Below are 17137 nucleotides of genomic sequence, written 5' to 3'. Positions count from 1 at the left end.
GTCTCCTTCAGTAAAAATAGGTAAAGCCAACATGCTTTGTTCTGTCGCCAGATTATATGGAGGAAAGTGATAATAATAAACATATAAAGAGACTCCCTTGACAAAATAGGTCGTTCTCATAATGGTAAAGAAAAAAGGCTCGATGTTAAAGAGGGTTCCATGGAGAGTTTCTTGAAGGAATTTGACAAAGGGGAAGCCCTACGGATTCGAGATCAGCTGCAATTTGAAATCAAATCCAATTTTTATTCTCATCCCGATATGGATGAGACAACGCAAACGCAAGAATTCTATTTTTTTATTCCAAACTCTCTTCAAGTCAATAAAGAAACCTATACGCGCGAGCAGTTTTATCAAGATCAAACCAATTTAGTGCGTTTCAAAACGCCTGTGTTTACCATTGAGCAGTTGCTGAATATGCACGACGCGCGATCTCCGCTTACACGGTTAAAGACGTGGGCGATGGATAAGAATTTGAATGAAGAGAAAATTGAGGATGAACTGAAACTGTTTGGCAACATTGTGCGCAGTTCGATCCGCCAAAAAGTAAAAGCTTTAAGTTTTCAATTAGACGCAAATCGGTCAGGAGTGCAGGGCGAGAGTGTAAAGGAAGAACTAGAAACCTTTATGCGAGGGCTTGATCAATTGATTCAAGAATATTTAAGTGTGCAAAAAAAGTATAGCGTTTTACCCGTGCAGCCTGTCACATTGGATTATTTTGCGTATGTTGAAGAGTTTGTGAGTAATGTAATCAATTATTATTTAACCGTTCTCTTAGAGAAGGTTCGTTTTTCAAAAAATGCCCAGTTTGCGCAGCTTGATGCAGAGCTATGTGACTTCATTCTACAGGAAAAGAAAAGAAGGCAGGAAAGGAATCAGGAACCCGAGCCCAATAAGCCAGATAGCTTGAAGAATGAATTTATTTCCTATCAAAATAATTTATCGAAAAAATTTGTGATGACAGCCCTTTTCCCGGAGGTCACAAGATTTTCATCCGATTCAGCTATTAAAAATTTAATTGGAAGTTTTTCGGCTGGTATCGCCATGTTCTTCTACCTTCTCTTATTTATTTGGGGAGGAAATGTTTTTGTCATCAATTCATTCCCGTTTGTTCTGATTACTGTGGCATTTTACATTTTGAAAGACCGTTTAAAAGAAGGATTAAAAACCTTGTCCTATCGACAAACGTTGAAATGGTTTCCTGATTACACCACCAAAATTCGTTTTAGAAGTCGAGAAGAAATTTTAGGCACCATTCGAGAGTCCTTCACATTTGTGGATTCAAAGAGTGTGCCATCCGAAATTGTTCAAGTGCGCAATAAGGGTTTTCATTCAACATTAGAGTCCTTCAAGCGACCTGAAACTGTGTTTTATTATAAGAAAGTTGTAAATGTTCAGAGAAAACATGGCCACGTGGAAAATCGGAGGCATGAACTCCACAACCTTTTTCGGTTTAATATCGATTCTTTTTTACGCAAAGCTTCGAATCCTTATTATCAATACATTACAGTGGATCCCGAAACACATCAGGTCGGAGTCACGCTGTTGCCCAAGGTTTATCATTTGAACATTATCTTGAAAAACACATATCAGATCGGAGAAAACAAAAAACAAGCAGAATTAAAAAAGTTCCGCTTAATCCTTGATAAAACAGGGATTAAACGGATCGAAGAATTGCAATGATTAGGGCACAAAAGAAGAGATGACGCTATTAATGACGGCTAAAACAAGAGAAAAGGCTACAGCCCACCAAAAGCCATCCACATGAAAGCCTGGAACAATGGCACTTACAAGCAAAACAAGTAAGCCTAAAATCACAAAAGTGAATAGACCGAGCGTTAAAATATTAATCGGTAAGGTCAGAAGAAAAATAATGGGTCGAATGAATGTGTTGATGGCTCCCAAAACAACGGCGACGACAAGTGCCGTACTAAAATTATCCAGGCGTACCCCGGGAAGAATTTGAGCTGTAACAAAAACAGCGATTGTATTTAACAAAATTGCAATTAAAATACCCATGTTAACCTCTTACCAACTTAAATTTTGCTTTTGCAACTCAGCTTGAGCTTGAGGATTTCCAAGGCGAGCTGCTCTTTTAAAAAGATCTAACCCTTCTTGTCCTTTTTTTTGTGTACCTAAGCCGTTTATGTAGAGTCGCCCCAAATAGTATAACCCGAGAGGATCATTTTGTTCTGCAGATTTTTGATACCAGTATAAAGCTTTTAAATAATCTTGTGGGACACCACTGCCAGTTTCGTATAAGCGACCTAAATTGCTAGCTGCGACGGGGTGTCCACTCTCGGCGGCTTGTGTAAAGAGATCAAAGGCTCGTTTTAAGTCTTTTTCGACTCCCTTTCCTGTTAAATAAAATACACCCAAATTATTTTGGGCTAAACTTGATCCTTGACTGGCAGCTAATTGGTAATATTGGGCGGCCGTTTGTAGGTTGGGTTGGATGCCTCTGCCATTTTCATACATTAGAGCCAAGTTGTATTGTCCTTCTGGATTCTCATGGTCAGCTGCTTTCTGATACCAATTAAAAGCCTGCTCGTAATTTTTTTGGACCCCAATCCCGTTTTCATACATGACACCGATGTTTGTCTCGGCAGAGCCTAGTCCATTTTTGGCAGCCATTTGGTAAAATTTCAGGGCTGTCTGGAAATCTTGGGGCACACCCCATCCATATTGATACATACGTCCAAGGTCATTTTGTGCAATGTCAAGACCTTGATCAGCTGCTTTTTGGTACCACCGAATCGCTTCTGTATAATCTTTTTGAACTCCTTTCCCACTTTCATACAAGCGTCCTAAATTAGCTTGTGCATAAGGATTTCCTTGGTCGGCTGCTTGCTTGTACGCAGCGAGTGCGGCTGAAATATTGGAAGGAATGCCCCATCCATTTTCGTACATGACTCCTAAATTGTTCTCTGAGTGTACATACTTTAATTTGGCTGCTTTTTGAAAATATTCAAGAGCTTTGTTGTAATCTTTAGGATTTAAAACTTCGAGATAGAACCGACCCACTGCATTTAAGCCTTGTGGGTTATTTTGATCCGCTGCTTCACGGTAGTAATTGAATGCCTCAGTTAAATTTTTTTCTACGCCAATCCCGTTTTCGTAAAATCGGCCTAAATTCGCTTGAGCAAAAGGGTTTTTTTGCTCGGCAGCTTGTCGGTATAATTCAAGAGCTTTAGGAATGTCTTGTTCTACTGCCCATCCATTTTCGTACATCGTTGCGAGATTATTTTGTGCCAGAGAATAGCCTGATTGTGCGGCCGAGCTAAACAATTGAAAAGCTGTGTCATAGTTTTTGGGAACACCTTCACCCAAGATAAACATATTGCCTAACAGGGTCATGGCTTCAAGATTTCCTCGGTCGGCTGATTTTTTATACCACCTGAACGCCTCAGCATAATCTTGAGGAACACCTTTTCCGTAAAAATAAAGAGCTCCTTTTTGCAGATCTTCATCAGCCGTTGTCTCTGGTATGGTGGACTGGTCAGCGGGCATATTTTTGGCGGGTTCAGAAATCGTTGACGAAGCATTCCTCTCCAGAATAGGGTGATCTGACGGAACAGAAGGAGGTGAAGCAAGAGGAAGTGTCGCGCCTAGAATGCGAAAAAAAAAAGCAGGCATGGGCATAAGAATTCCTTAGTAAAGCCATTTATTTCACACTAGATAAAAAGAAAATAATAATCAAGCTGCTGAAGGGGGGATAAACTAATTTTAATTTCATCTTAAATACGTAGGTATTTAACTATCTAGATTGCGGATGGCAGTGCAGATTCGGCCTTTTGCTCTTTAATAATGAATTCTTAGATACCTTTACCTAAATTCAGCGCATTGATATGATTCATTTTCAAAGCAAACAGGCTATTTAAATTAATAGCCAGTTAATAAGCACCTTATTAATTTAAATTGCTTCAGGAGGAAAAGATGCCAAGTCAGCAAGCTGTTGTTGAGGTCTTATCTAAAGCGATAGAGAACAAAGAGGATGTTGATCCTCAGCATCTGTCTTTAGAGTCCTTGCTTCTCTTAATCAATACCGAGAGACTTCGGCAATTGAAAGAAGAGACAATCAAAGAATTTTCTAGCCTAAAAAAACGGCAAGGGGAAGTAAGCACACTGCACAAACTTTTGCAAAATATCAACAATGCGACCAATTCTAAAGGTGAATTTGATTGTTCAAAAAATGAAGAATTAAAAAAGCTTTTAGAAGAAGCCAAGCAAATTGGTGTGAGTATCCCAGAAAATAAGCAATCTTTTAAAAAAGATGAAAGGGATCGTCTCGTTGAAAACATTCGGATGACGATCGAAGACCAAAATATTCAAAACGAAATGCAAATGCAAACCATTACGCGCTTGACAAATGATCGTTATGAGACGTATCAAATGGCAAGAAGTATTTTAAAACCCTTGCACGAAGATAAAATCAATAAAGCGCGCAAGATTGCAGGCGGGTAAAAGCCATGATGATCTCTGAAACTCAAAGTCAGGTGGAAAAGCTAGAGGAATCTCTCGGGCAGATCTCTGATTTTATCAATAAAAATGAGCTAAACGAAAGACCTGTTCTCTCTGAGGAGATTCTTTCGTGTTTGTATGGTTCTGCTTATGCATTTTATATGCACGGCAAGTATGAAACGGCGCACCATTATTTTCAGCTGTTGACAGCTGTAGATCCACATTCCAAAAAAAATTGGATGGGCTTGGGGGCTACGTTTCAGGTTCAAAAAAACTATACGCTTGCACTTGAAGCTTATTCTTTTGCAGCATTGCTAGATATTGACGATCCGTATATCTCTTTCTATGCTGCTGAATGCTTTTTTTTCCTCAATCAAATCCAAAAAGGATTTGAAGCTCTCGATGCGGCTGAAGAAATTGCGATTAAACACAAAAATACGCCACACCCACTCCTCAATCATATTGAATTAATGCGTACAGGATGGGAAAAATATCTTAAAGAGGCAGGAGATCAAAATGGTTGTTCCAAAGCTTAATCCTACAACATCTTTAGATTTACGACAAAATCCATTCCGTATTAAGGATATATTGGGGAAAAATACCCCACCCGTGCCCGAATCCGAATACTATGTGAGTTCGATTCAATCGCTGGCTCCTTTTGAAGAAGAAGAAGAAATCAAGCCAGAAGAACTTCCTTTTGCGCCTGAGCAGCCTAAAAAGCAGGATTCCGCTGTCTTAGGGAAAGTTTACGATTATGTGCACTGGTTTTTGGGATTATTTTATACGCCAGAGGCTAAGCCCGTTCAAACGTTAAAAATTGCTTCGGAAGAACAGGAAGAAGAGGAAGATGCCCCTAAAATGCCTTCCAAGCCGATTTCTCCATGTCCCCGTCTCCAAGCACCAGATCACTTTGATGTGCATGCCTTACAGAAAACTCTGGCTGCTGTCGATCATTTACTCTATCAAATTAAAGAAACGAATGAAGATGGGCACGAGCATACAAAAGAAGACCCCAATGGAAATAAAATTGTCACGCGCTCGCTTTTTCAACCTATTGAGGCAAAACAAGATTTATCTCAACAAAATGGCAGTGATAGCGATTCTGGTGACCCCTCTTTAAAACAGGAAGTAGATCTCAATGCCGAAGAAGCTTATTTGCATAAAGAATTTATGCGTTTGATGCATGTAGAGGGAGAGCTTGCCCAAGAAAATTTGAAAATTTTAACCAAACTAGTTTCCATTTCCGTAAAGACAAATAAAGAGCTTGAAAAAGCCTATTTTAGCATTTTAGACGATAAAAATGCGCGTAAGAAGAGTGCGAAAATAATCAAATGGCTAGATGGGATTTTGACTGGCTGCATGATGGCTAGTTCTGTTGGAGGCGTCGTCATGATGATCGCGTTCCCTCCAAGTGCTGTGTTAGTGGTTATTGCAGGGGCCCTTCAGGCGGGAGTCAGTCTAGGAAAAGGATCAACCGAACTTACGCAAGCCATTCTCCAACATAAGAATCGGAAACTCATCAGTGAAATGTATGGAGTTTCACTCGATCGTCATCAAAATAATAAGCAAATGGAATTTTATATTCGGGGACTTCAAGATTCACTCAATCGAGTCAAAGATTCTTGGGGTGAACGGATTAAGCTTTTGAAGCAGCGTCAACGCGCTTTAAAAATAGACGTTTAAGGAGGGCACAACATGCCACACACAGATCTTAGAAAAAGAGACTTAAATGACCATGTGGATGTCCATGACCATGAGGTCGCCAATGGAAGTCCTTTAGTGGACGAAAATGGGAATCCATATTTGCATGATCCAATTGAAGTTTATCTGGAAAAATTAGGCGAGCAGCTCCGTCGAGAGCTAGCTGATGGAAATCCAAATGATGAAAGATTGCTAAATCTGGCTTTAAGCGTTTTGATGTTCATGTTTCGCAAAAGTGCGCGTTTTGACAATCAATATTGTCAAGACACCCTCCTTGAGATTAAGTATCAAGGGATTAAAATCCGCGATACGATTGATAATTGGAAGAGAATCGCTCCCTCGGTTGCTTCGGCAGTGTTAACGATCGGGTCTGGAGCGGTAGGGCTTGCTCCAGTAGCCGGTGGAGCCTTTCAGGCAGTTAAAATTATTGGTGATAGTGGTAAGATTTTTAATTTTTTAACTGCGGCAGGAACTGTTGCCACTCCATTAGGCGCATTTGGACAAGGAATTGGGGCCCTTCAAGGTGTTGCAAATACTCCGAGCGATGCTAAAAAAGTGATTCTTGAGCTCGATTTGGATAAAATGAAAAACAAATTGAGCGATCGGACACAAACATCTGTTGAGAAAACGCAAAAATGTGGCGAAATAGCCAGGAAAGTTTATGAGCTTTATGCACAACTGTTTGCTATTAAAGGGCAAATGGCGGGAGCTCAGTCTTAATTCTCCATTCTATCAAGCACTCCTTACGGAGTGCTTTTCTTTTTTTCTTTTTTAATTTTGTTGCTCAGTCATTTCTTTTTATCCGAATTTTTATTTTGAAATTTTGATTGCATTTCTCTTTCTGAAATACTAAAAAAATAAATAAAGGGAAGAGTCAAAAAACAAAGCTACTTTTCACCCATTATCTATCTAAACGAAAGGGTTTTATGCAGATTTTTGTTGTCGTCAATAACCTAAAAGATTGGCCACTTGATATCCCTGAAATTGAAGTCGTCGAAGCTAAGACCTATTTGATGGATCCGGCCTATAGTAAAATGCGTCATGCCCGTATTTTTAACCTGTGTCGTTCATATCGCTATCAGACAATTGGCTATTACGTGACTTTGATTGCCACGGCAAGAGGGCACAAACCGCAACCCAGCTTGCTGGCTATGCAAGATTTCAAATCTTCAGCGATGATTCGATTTGTTTCTCAAGAATTAGATGAGCTGATTCAAAAAAGTTTAAAAACGATTCATTCAAATCGCTTTACGTTAAGCATTTATTTTGGAAAAAATGTCGCCCAAAAATATGAGAGACTGTCATCGCATCTCTTTAAAGAATTCCAAGCTCCCTTTCTTCAAGCGCAATTTCATCGGGATTCCCAAAAGTGGTGTTTAGCTTCAATCGGAACAATCTCTGGCAATGAGATCCCTTTAGAGCATCATGACTTTGTATTAGAGAAAGCGCGTGATTTTTTTCTGGGGCGTAAAACGATCGCTCCTAAAAAAAGCAGCAAGACCTATGACCTGGCCATTTTATACAACCCAGAAGAAAAGTACGGGCCATCTAATGAAAAAGCCATTCAAAAGTTTATCAAAGCTGCTGATTCTTTGGGTATGAGCACGGAAATCATTCATAAAGAGGATTTCGGAAGACTTGCCGAGTTTGATGCTTTGTTGATTCGAGAAACCACCAACGTGAATCACCACACGTATCGGTTTGCACGCAGAGCCGCTGCGGAAGGTTTAGTCGTTGTTGACGACCCAGAATCGATTCTGAGATGCTCTAATAAAGTTTATATGACCGAACTTTTGGAGCGTTACTCGATTTCTGCTCCAAAAACGATTATTGTGCATAAGGATAATTTAGAAGAGGTTGCGACGACACTGTCTTTTCCATTTGTCATCAAGCAACCTGACAGTGCTTTTTCTCAAGGGGTTGTGAAAGTCAGCAGCAAAGAGGAATTTACTCAGGTTTGTAGTTCACTGATGGAGAAATCAGACCTTCTGGTTGCGCAAGAATTTCTTCCTACCGATTTTGATTGGCGTGTTGCCATTTTTGACGGACAGCCTTTGTACGTATGTAAATATTTCATGGCCCGTAATCATTGGCAAATTTACAACCATTCCTGCAAAGGGGGAGCTGTGACGGGGAAATATGAAACAATTCCTGTCAGCCAAGCACCCAAACAGATTATTCGAACAGCTCTAAAAGCTGCCAAGCTAATCGGGGATGGTCTTTATGGGGTAGATTTGAAACAAATTGACAAAGAATGCTATGTCATTGAAGTGAACGACAATCCGAGTATTGATGCAGGCGTTGAAGACCTTGTGTTACAAGAGGAATTGTATCACAAAATTATCTCGACAATTTTACATCGAATTGAAAAACAAAAAAGAAGATTGTAATTATGTCAGCTCCACCGAAAGAAGAATCTCCTCGCACAACCTGGCATTTATTTGATGTGTTTGGTGTCGAGTTAGAATACATGATTGTAGACCGAGAAAATCTGAATATTCTGCCGATTACAGACCAGCTTTTATATCGGATGCTTGGAGAGTATAGCGGAGATTACGAGAAAGAGCCTATTGGATGGTCGAACGAACTTGCCTTGCATGTTTTGGAGCTCAAAACTACAAAGCCCACATCCAAGCTCAACCAAATTCACGCGGACTTTCAGCGTGAAGTGAAAGATATTAACAAATATCTTGAGGCATTTAATGGGATGCTCATGCCCACAGCCATGCATCCATGGATGGATCCTCATCGCGAAATGAAGCTTTGGACATATGACAATAAAGAAATCTATGCGGCTTTTAATCGCATATTTAATTGTCAGGGGCATGGGTGGTCCAATTTGCAAAGCAATCACCTCAATCTCCCATTTGGAAATGAAGAGGAATTTGTGCGCTTGCATGCGGCGATTCGAATGATTTTGCCATTGATTCCATCCCTTGCAGCAAGCTCTCCCATTGTAGAAGGAAAAACAACGGGTTTCTACGACACTCGCCTAAATGTCTACCAATCAAATTCTGCAAAAATTCCTTCTATTACCGCTCATATCATTCCAGAAGTTTGCCTCTCTTTTGATGATTATAAAACCAAAATCTTCGATCGTATTTATCAAGATATAGCCAAATTTGATCCCGAAAAAACATTGCAACATGAATGGTTAAATGCGAGGGGGGCTATTACGCGATTTAATCGAAATGCGATTGAAATCCGCTTAATCGATGTGCAAGAATGTCCTAAGGCAGACGTCGCAATCAGTCGAGCAATTGCTGAAGTTATTAGACATTTGACCCAAGAAAGATGGCTTCCACTAGAAAAACTTCATCAATTTCATGAAGAACGTTTGAAAGGGATTCTATTAGATGGAATTAAGAATGGTGAATATGCGGAAATTCACGATGCCGAGTTTTTAAAAGTTTTTGGCTGGACTAAATCTTCGACATGTACAGCGAAGGAATTATGGGGCCATTTAATCGAACAAGTTGGTTATAAAGAGGATCAGGCTCTTCATCATATCTTGATGCATGGCACACTTTCGACACGTATACTCAAGGCTTTAGGATCTAATTTTTCGCACAAAAAGCTGGAAGAAACATACCGCTATCTCTGTCAAAATCTGGAAAACGGAACCTTATTTTTGAGCCCTTAGTGAAAAGTAGGAATGCCATGCATTTGATGATGACATGTGAACATGGAGGAAACCAAGTTCCTCTGCATTGGAAATCGTGTTTTAAAAAGGCCGATGCTGCTTTGGCTTCTCATAGAGGTTATGACAGGGGAGCATTAGAATTGGCTGAATTTTTATCCAGCCAGCTTTCCTCTCCACTTGTCTTTAGTACGACAACCCGTTTGCTTGTGGAGCTTAATCGTTCACTGCATCATCCACATTTATTCTCAAAATGGACCCAGCATCTCTCGAAAGAAGAGAAAGAGATGCTCCTTCAAGAGTATTACCTTCCTTACCGCCTGCAGGTTGAAAAAGAGCTTTTAAAAAAAATGCAACGAGGTCCAGTTTTGCATCTGTCTGTTCATTCTTTTACTCCTGCTTTAGATGGGATAAAGAGAGAAGGAGAGATTGGATTGTTGTACGATTCGAGACGTAAAAAGGAAAAAGTTTTTGCGACACAATGGAAGCAGAGCTTGCAAAAAAAATTGAACGGAGAAATGCGGATCAGAATGAACTATCCATATCTAGGTAAAGCGGATGGCTTGACAAGTTTTTTGCGTAAAAAATGGGGAGATGAGACGTACCTAGGAATCGAATTAGAAGTCAATCAAGGACTTGTGGATTATAAATCAAAGTGGAAAAGCCTTAAAGAGAGTTTGCTTTTTTCTTTAAGGCAAGTGCTTGAATTAAATTAATTATTTACATATCGTGAAATAACGATAGGCAGGATTATGAAACAAAAGCTTTCAATAAATATGCTTCCCCAGCCCAATGAAGTCACTTGCGGTCCTACTTGCCTGCAAGCGGTTTACCATTACTATGGCGACGAAGTGCCACTCCCAAAAGTTATTGAAGAGGTCCCTTCGCTTGAAGAAGGAGGGACGCTAGCCGTTTTATTAGCCTGCCATGCCTTAAAACGGGGCTATGATGCGACGATCTATACATATAATTTACAAGTTTTTGATCCGACGTGGTTTGAGCCAAAGCCTTTATCAAATATTCAATTAGCTCAGAAACTTAAAGCACAGGCGGATGCTAAAAAGAATAAAAAGCTTCAAATTGCGACAAATGCATATCTCGAGTTTTTGCGTCTTGGCGGAAAAATTCGCTTTCGAGATTTGTCACGTAGCTTGATTCGCCATTATTTAAGACAAGGGGTTCCTATCTTAACAGGACTAAGTTCTACATTTTTGTACCATAGTTGTCGTGAGATTGGAGCTTCAAGTCAACAAGATGATATTTTGGGTCAACCAGAAGGGCATTTTGTGGTACTTTTCGGATATGATAATCAAAAAAAACAGATCTTAATTGCCGATCCCTTTGTGAGAAATCCCTATTCATATGACTTAAAGTATAGTATGGGTGTGGACAGGACAATTTGTTCGATTCTTTTAGGCGTATTGACCTATGATGCAAATTTCTTGCTTATTCGGCCTTCTCGAAAATTTAAAAAGCATGCTTAGAGGGTGATATGGAACACGTGCAAAAAGCAATCGGATTTCTTAATGCCATGGAAGAAGGGAGATGGTTTGATGTATTTGAAATGTTAGACGATGATTTCAAATTTTATGGCTCTCTTCCAGATCCTTTTGATAAAGGCGAGACCGTTGCTTTTCAGCAAGCAATCCATCAAGCATTTCCCGATCTTTCTTTTAAAGTAAAAAAAATAGAAGAGAAAAATAAGAAGATATTTATTGATTTAGGTGTTACGGGTACACATACTGGTCCTTTAAAGCTGCCTTTTCCAGGCTTTAAAACTTACCCTCCATCCGGAGCTCGCTTTTCACTTCCCATTGAGGAAGCTGAATTGATCTTTCGCAATGACAAAGTAGAAATTATTCGTTGCACGACCCATTTGCACGGGGGCATTTTTGGTATTCTGGAACAAATTGGTGCTGAAAATACAGAGTAGATCTGATCGATATTTCAAGCATCCTAAGGCTCCAACCAGTAGTCTACCTGATCTGCCAAATCCTTCAAAAATAACCATACCTTAATCCATGGAACTTGCGCTGAAGATCTGAGAGGCGATAACAACCGCCTCTCTTAAGTCATTATGACTCATCTCTTAATGTGATTAAGGTCCGTAGAATTTCCGAAAATCGGCTAGGTCTGGTAAAGATAGCCCAGAGATCAAGATTTCGATTTGTGTCTAGGTCCACAAAAAGCTCAGGTTCGACAATGGCAGCTTCAACAACAAGTTTGGATTGGAATTTTTCAAAAAGCTGCAAAAGCTCTACATAAGAAATGTTATGGAATAGCAATTTGAGTAAGCTTTGTTGAGCTGATGGTGAGGAGAGAATTTCATTAGCAAATGCTGTATGGGTCAAATTTTTTTGAAGAAGAGCTTTTTGAACAGCTAAAGCAGCTTTATCTTTGATATCGAAAAAAATCTTTTTTTCCAGCTCTTTTAATACATTTGCATGTTTCTCATATAACTTTTCAAATGCGGCTTTCCTAATTTCTGGGATGCTTAAGAATCTTGAATCGTCAAAATCATCACTGAGCGTCCATCCTAAATCCATGGCTTGCGTATGTAGATGTGCTTCAAGTTCATTCAGAAAAATTTGTTCTTTGTAAATGTGTGCCAGAATTGCAAGGGATTCGCTACAGTCTTTTTGAAAATTATTTTTTTTGATTCCCAAGGTCTTCAGTGTCGATTTTATTTCTTTCAATTGTTCTTGAGTCGCCTCTCCTTCAGGATTAAAGAATTTAAAGAGGGCTTGGGCTAGTTCTTTGAATGTTTGTGCTTTGGAAGAATTTTTGAGTAATGAGGCTTCTTCGAAGGATAGCGAGTCGTTTTTGAGTAAGGCATACACGAATCCGATCTCTTCAGCTGTTTTGGGCGCAGCTGCAGTTCCAAGCTTTTTACTAATTTTTTCAATATGGCGATGAATGGTGTGTGCATGTTTGTCATCAGCCTTAGAGTAGTTAGCCAGTGCATAAATTCCCACCTGTGCCAAATTTCTTGTGGCGATGATCAGGGGTGTCTTTTGTTCTAATTCCCTTTCCATTTTGATAAAGGCTTGAAATTCCTCAAAATTGGGGGTTCCAGATTCTGGCCAGTTCAAAAAGGCCAGTAAAGTGATCTTTTTTTCAATTGGAGAAGCTTTATTCGTATTGTTTTTAATTAAAAACGTTTTCTTGATGATATTTTGGGAAACAAAGATGGCGTCGATCATGTGAACGCTTTCATTTGTATTGGGGCTGTAAGGCGTAAGTAGAAGCTCAGGAGGGTATCCCAAACAAATTAAATGAGTTATGCCATCGAAGATCTTATTCTTTATTGTAAGCATTTGAGGATCTTCGTTAGTTAAAAAAGTCACTTGCAACTCTGTATCTGAAATTGTCACAGATTTGATTTTTTTGGGATCTGCTCTTGTACTTTTAGGAACAAATGAGGGAAGAAGCCCTTCATTTAATTCTTCTACAAAATTTTTAATAGATAGCTCTTGAGGGGAATAAATCTTCTCTAGCCCTTCGTTAATTTCTTTAAAGAAGTGGTCTTTGTCTTTCATACGAGAAGATAAATCTTCGACGGTGATACCATATTTCTTAATGAGATATTCCGCAGTTATACCCTTTTGAGCTAACGTGATGACAGATTGCTTTTTTTCAGTCGGGAGGTTTTGACAAAATGTTAAGAGTTCCTCTTCTTGAGAAAATTTAAAAAGATAAGCATCTTGTATCCGACTAAGAAAAGTTTGTGAGCTCTTTTCTTTAGATTGCAAAAATTTTAATGCGTCTTTTTTTTGATTCGCCTCTGTCGTATTGTCCTTATGATGTTCCGCTAACTTCTTCGCCTTTGCAAAAAGATAGTTAACTTTATTGAGAGTTGCTAAATCCGTTTCGTTTAACAACTTGACTATGCACTTTTTATTGACAAGGCCTTTACCTTGGAAAAAACAAATCACGATATGCAACGTTTTAATAAAAAAATTAGAGTCCAAGCATGCCAAAGCCTGTTTGACGCTAATCCTATTCTTCGATGAGCCGATTTGTAAGCATTGGGCTTCATGATATTTTGAAATTGCTGTTACGGGCGGAGTCGACATTTTGTTCCTTTAGAGATTAAGCAGTTTGAAGGTGTAAAAAATGATGGTCTTTCTAAAAAGAGGATCATTGTTCATATCAAATGTCTTTTTTTAATATATTTTGAATTTCAGAAAGCAGTTGATCCGCATATTGGGAGGCTGCTTGAGTTGCTTCTTCAACACTATGGAAGTCTTTCTTCTTAACTCCACAATAGAGCTTAATTTTTGGCTCTGTTCCGGATGGACGTGCGATGACTTTGCTTCCATCCTCTAGCCAAAAGAGTAGGACGTTGGATTTGGGAATCGAAATTGATTCTTGTTTTCCTGTCTTTAGAGTGGTTTTGGTTGAGCTTAAAAAGTCTTCAATACTGATCACCTCTATTCCACAGATCGATTTCGGTGGGGATGCTCGTAATTTTTCCATCCCTTTGGCCATTTTTTCTTTATCAGATTTGGTATCCTCAAATTTCATGGAAAGTAATTTTTCAAGGAAAAAACCATATTTTTGATAGAGGGAATTTAGGAGATCCACGAGCGTTTGATTGTTTCTTTTTGCATGCAGCGCAGCTTCGCAAACAAGTAGGCTTGAAAGGATCGCATCTTTATCTCGCACCTGAGTTCCCAAAAGATAACCACAGGATTCCTCTCCTCCAAACACATATTGGTAGCTATTTTTCTCTTGTTCCCATTCATGAATATGTTGAGCAATGTATTTGAAACCAGGGAGGACATTAAAACATGTCTTACCATACGCATCCACAATGCTTTTAAAGAGCTCTGTTGTGACGATCGTTTTAATAAAGGCTGCGCGCTCAGGCATCTGGTTTTTGTGTGTGAGGGCTTCGCAAACATGTGCTAAGCATATGCATGCGACTTGATTTCCCGTTAAAGTATGAATGGAGTCTTGGTGTTTCACCGCGACCCCTACGCGATCCGCATCAGGGTCTGTAGCCACTAAAATATCGGCATTTTGTTGCTTAAGCAACTCTATGCCTAAAGATAATGCATCCCGTTCTTCCGGATTAGGATAATTGACAGTCGGAAAATTTCCATCTGCAATGATCTGATTTTTCACATAGTGGATGGTTTCAAATCCCCATTCTTTAAAAGCTTGTGGCATGAGTGTAATGCCTGTACCGTGTAGACTAGTATAGACGATATTTAGCTCTTTTCCGTGTTTTTCATTTTCTTCAGGATACATTTGCAGCGATTCAATCGCCTTTAAATAAGCCGCATCGACATCTTCTTCTACGCGCACTATCAAAGGGTGCTCAAGAGAATCAACGCGATGAATCATTGAGAGGTCAATAATTTTGTTAACTTCTGCAATGATTGCTTTGTCGTGTGGAGGGAGAACTTGGCCTCCATCACTCCAGTAAACTTTATACCCATTGTATTCGGGGGGATTATGGGAAGCTGTTACCATGACGGCTGCATGGCATTTTTTGTCGCGACATCCAAAGGAGACATAAGGAGTTGGGCGTAGATGCTTACAAAGGTAGGTTTTGATTCCATTGGCAGCAAAAACTCTGGCCGTTTCTTCGGCAAAGAGCTGCGAATTGTTGCGAGAGTCATATCCAACGAAGACCGATTTTTCTTCTGAATCTTTTTGCTGGAGCAAGTAGTTTGCAACACCCTGAGAAGCAGCTCTTACAGTATAAGGATTCATCCGGTTAGTTCCGACTCCCATGATCCCACGCAATCCACCTGTTCCAAAAGAAAGATTTGTATAAAAAGCGTCGATAATTTCTTTAGGATTTTCTTTTAAGAGATGACGGATTGTTTGCTTGGTATTTTCATCATAAGCTTCTTCAAGCCAACGAGTAACATTTGTTTGAGTTGTCGAGTCAAGTACGGTTTTTTCATTAGACTGTTTCATGGACTTCCTTAATATGTTGGACTTTGTTGCAAGAGTTCACGCGCTATTAAATGAAAAGGATCGCCAGCCTGGCCGCTATGAAAAGCCGCAGGTACACCTTCATCACCGCCAATACGGATCGATGGATGAAAAGGGATACGACCTAAAAGAGAGGTTTGAAATCGCCTAGCAAGGTCATCGACTTTTCCTTCGCCAAAAAGAGCGTAGGTATGTCCAGTGTCTGGTGCAGTGAAACCTGCCATATTTTCAATTAATCCTACAATAGGAATTTCTAACTGATGAAAGGCATTCATCACTTTGATCACGTCTAAAATGGCAACTTCTTGAGGTGTCGAGACAATTAATGCTCCTGTTATTGTTAGCAGCTGAGAAAGAGAAAGGGGAATGTCGCCTGTTCCAGGGGGGAGGTCAATCAGGAGAACGTCCAAATGTCCCCAAAAAATATTTTGGATAAATTTTTGAATCGTTGTATGCAACATAGGTCCACGCCAGACGATGGAGCGTGCTTCTTCAATGAAGAATCCGAGAGAAAGAATTTTTACCCCAAATTTAAAAAAAGGGGTAATCATTTCCTTTCCATCCGCATCTACCTCTGATTGAGGGGTTAGACGGCGCAGGCCCATCATGATAGGAACCGAAGGACCATAAAGATCCGCATCTAAAAGGCCTACTGATAACCCTATTTTGGCAAGAGCGACAGCTAAATTGACCGCAACAGTCGATTTGCCTACGCCCCCTTTTCCTGAGCCAACTAAATAGGTTGTTGTGCTAATTTGAGACAGAGCGTGTGCCATAAGCTATGAAGAAGTTTGAATCGAGAGTTGCTGTTGAATGGTTTCGAAAGGGACAACGGGCGCATTGCAACGAATCCCTTCACAGTGAATAGAGGCTTCTTCCCAATCTTGTTTTGATTTGAGCAGCTGTGGCCACCAGGGGAATGTTCGGCATTGTTTAGGACGAAGCGAGTAGACTGAACACTTATTTTCTTTTAAGAAAACGCAGTCAAATGTTTTGGGATGTTCCTTCAATGAAAATCGATCCCCAACTTTGCGTACGTAGCGTTTAGAAAATTCGTCCAAAGATAGATTAAGGTGAGTGGCAAGATTGGCAATTTCTTCTTTAGAAATCCATACATACCCAGGGGCTCCTGTGCAACATTGGCCACATCCCGTACATTCAAAAGAAAGTCCTTGTGCATACCAAGAGGAGTGTTCTTTAGATTCATCGAACATTGTTAAGTTATTTTTTTTAGACATTTAATCACGATTTTTGTAAATCTGTCGAATTCCAGCTACGACAAACAGGATTAAAAAAACGATACATACAACGCCTACAACAGCGGCTTCGACAAAAAGATTTCCCAATAGATTAGGTGACATTGTTTCCTTTAAAATAGGGGGTTCC

The 17137-nt window shown here is 39.7% G+C and carries 17 protein-coding genes; 10 read left to right on the top strand and 7 right to left on the bottom strand.

The annotated features are described in order from the left end of the window. Nucleotides 1-159: 159 nt before the first annotated feature. Entirely contained in the window at nucleotides 160-1680 is a 1521-nt protein-coding gene (locus AOM43_RS01720) for a hypothetical protein (RefSeq protein ID WP_006341874.1), read from the top strand. Here the strand turns inward: AOM43_RS01720 and AOM43_RS01715 are convergent, their stop codons facing one another. Then, nucleotides 1681-2016 (bottom strand): phage holin family protein, encoded by a 336-nt coding sequence (locus AOM43_RS01715; protein ID WP_006341873.1) that lies wholly within the window; start codon nucleotides 2014-2016, stop codon nucleotides 1681-1683. 9 nt (nucleotides 2017-2025) lie between these two features. Then, on the bottom strand, nucleotides 2026-3639 hold the full coding sequence (locus tag AOM43_RS01710) for an SEL1-like repeat protein (RefSeq protein WP_006341872.1): 1614 nt from the start codon (nucleotides 3637-3639) through the stop codon (nucleotides 2026-2028). A 294-nt stretch (nucleotides 3640-3933) separates the two neighbouring features. Here AOM43_RS01710 and AOM43_RS01705 point away from each other — a divergent pair, with 294 nt between their 5' ends. The 9 genes from AOM43_RS01705 to AOM43_RS01665 all read left to right on the top strand — a co-directional run bounded on the left by AOM43_RS01705 (nucleotide 3934) and on the right by AOM43_RS01665 (nucleotide 11732). Further along, nucleotides 3934-4461, top strand: a complete 528-nt coding sequence (locus tag AOM43_RS01705) for a hypothetical protein (protein WP_013924597.1) — start codon at nucleotides 3934-3936, stop codon at nucleotides 4459-4461. 5 nt (nucleotides 4462-4466) lie between these two features. Continuing rightward, entirely contained in the window at nucleotides 4467-4994 is a 528-nt protein-coding gene (locus AOM43_RS01700; protein WP_006341870.1) for a SycD/LcrH family type III secretion system chaperone, read from the top strand. Beyond that, the gene (locus AOM43_RS01695) at nucleotides 4975-6141 is read left to right on the top strand and encodes a hypothetical protein (RefSeq protein WP_013924598.1); all 1167 of its coding nucleotides are present in this window, start codon (nucleotides 4975-4977) and stop codon (nucleotides 6139-6141) included. Before AOM43_RS01700 ends, AOM43_RS01695 begins: the two co-directional genes overlap by 20 nt. A 12-nt stretch (nucleotides 6142-6153) precedes the next feature. Then, nucleotides 6154-6879 carry a hypothetical protein gene (locus AOM43_RS01690; RefSeq protein WP_013924599.1) on the top strand — a complete coding sequence of 242 codons (726 nt, stop codon included), beginning with the start codon at nucleotides 6154-6156 and terminating at the stop codon, nucleotides 6877-6879. A 206-nt stretch (nucleotides 6880-7085) separates the two neighbouring features. Then, entirely contained in the window at nucleotides 7086-8549 is a 1464-nt protein-coding gene (locus AOM43_RS01685) for a RimK family ATP-grasp domain-containing protein (RefSeq protein WP_013924600.1), read from the top strand. A gap of 2 nt (nucleotides 8550-8551) precedes the next feature. After that, nucleotides 8552-9802 carry a carboxylate-amine ligase gene (locus AOM43_RS01680; protein ID WP_059358781.1) on the top strand — a complete coding sequence of 417 codons (1251 nt, stop codon included), beginning with the start codon at nucleotides 8552-8554 and terminating at the stop codon, nucleotides 9800-9802. A 17-nt stretch (nucleotides 9803-9819) separates the two neighbouring features. Beyond that, nucleotides 9820-10515, top strand: a complete 696-nt coding sequence (locus AOM43_RS01675) for an N-formylglutamate amidohydrolase (protein WP_059358777.1) — start codon at nucleotides 9820-9822, stop codon at nucleotides 10513-10515. A 36-nt stretch (nucleotides 10516-10551) separates the two neighbouring features. Next, complete coding sequence (locus tag AOM43_RS01670) at nucleotides 10552-11283, top strand: C39 family peptidase (protein ID WP_006341864.1); 732 nt, start codon at nucleotides 10552-10554, stop codon at nucleotides 11281-11283. An 8-nt stretch (nucleotides 11284-11291) separates the two neighbouring features. After that, entirely contained in the window at nucleotides 11292-11732 is a 441-nt protein-coding gene (locus AOM43_RS01665; RefSeq protein WP_013924603.1) for an ester cyclase, read from the top strand. Nucleotides 11733-11874: 142 nt separating this feature from the next. Here the strand turns inward: AOM43_RS01665 and AOM43_RS01660 are convergent, their stop codons facing one another. From AOM43_RS01660 to AOM43_RS13920, 5 genes are all read right to left on the bottom strand, one after another. After that, on the bottom strand, nucleotides 11875-13875 hold the full coding sequence (locus tag AOM43_RS01660) for a protein-tyrosine phosphatase family protein (protein WP_059358775.1): 2001 nt from the start codon (nucleotides 13873-13875) through the stop codon (nucleotides 11875-11877). Nucleotides 13876-13951: 76 nt separating this feature from the next. Then, nucleotides 13952-15733: a phospho-sugar mutase gene (locus AOM43_RS01655; RefSeq protein ID WP_059358773.1), complete on the bottom strand. Its 1782-nt coding sequence runs from the start codon at nucleotides 15731-15733 to the stop codon at nucleotides 13952-13954. Between the two features lie 8 nt (nucleotides 15734-15741). Continuing rightward, nucleotides 15742-16527, bottom strand: coding sequence for an Mrp/NBP35 family ATP-binding protein (locus AOM43_RS01650; RefSeq protein WP_006341859.1), 786 nt, complete (start codon nucleotides 16525-16527; stop codon nucleotides 15742-15744). Nucleotides 16528-16530: 3 nt separating this feature from the next. Next, nucleotides 16531-16989 (bottom strand): YkgJ family cysteine cluster protein, encoded by a 459-nt coding sequence (locus tag AOM43_RS01645; protein WP_059358771.1) that lies wholly within the window; start codon nucleotides 16987-16989, stop codon nucleotides 16531-16533. Then, entirely contained in the window at nucleotides 16990-17112 is a 123-nt protein-coding gene (locus AOM43_RS13920) for a hypothetical protein (RefSeq protein WP_006341857.1), read from the bottom strand. Between the last annotated feature and the right edge of the window lie 25 nt (nucleotides 17113-17137).

Source organism: Parachlamydia acanthamoebae (assembly GCF_000875975.1).
Taxonomy (GTDB): domain Bacteria; phylum Chlamydiota; class Chlamydiia; order Chlamydiales; family Parachlamydiaceae; genus Parachlamydia; species Parachlamydia acanthamoebae.
Note: the sequence above shows the minus strand (reverse complement) of the source record. Positions and strands in the feature narration are given on the sequence as shown.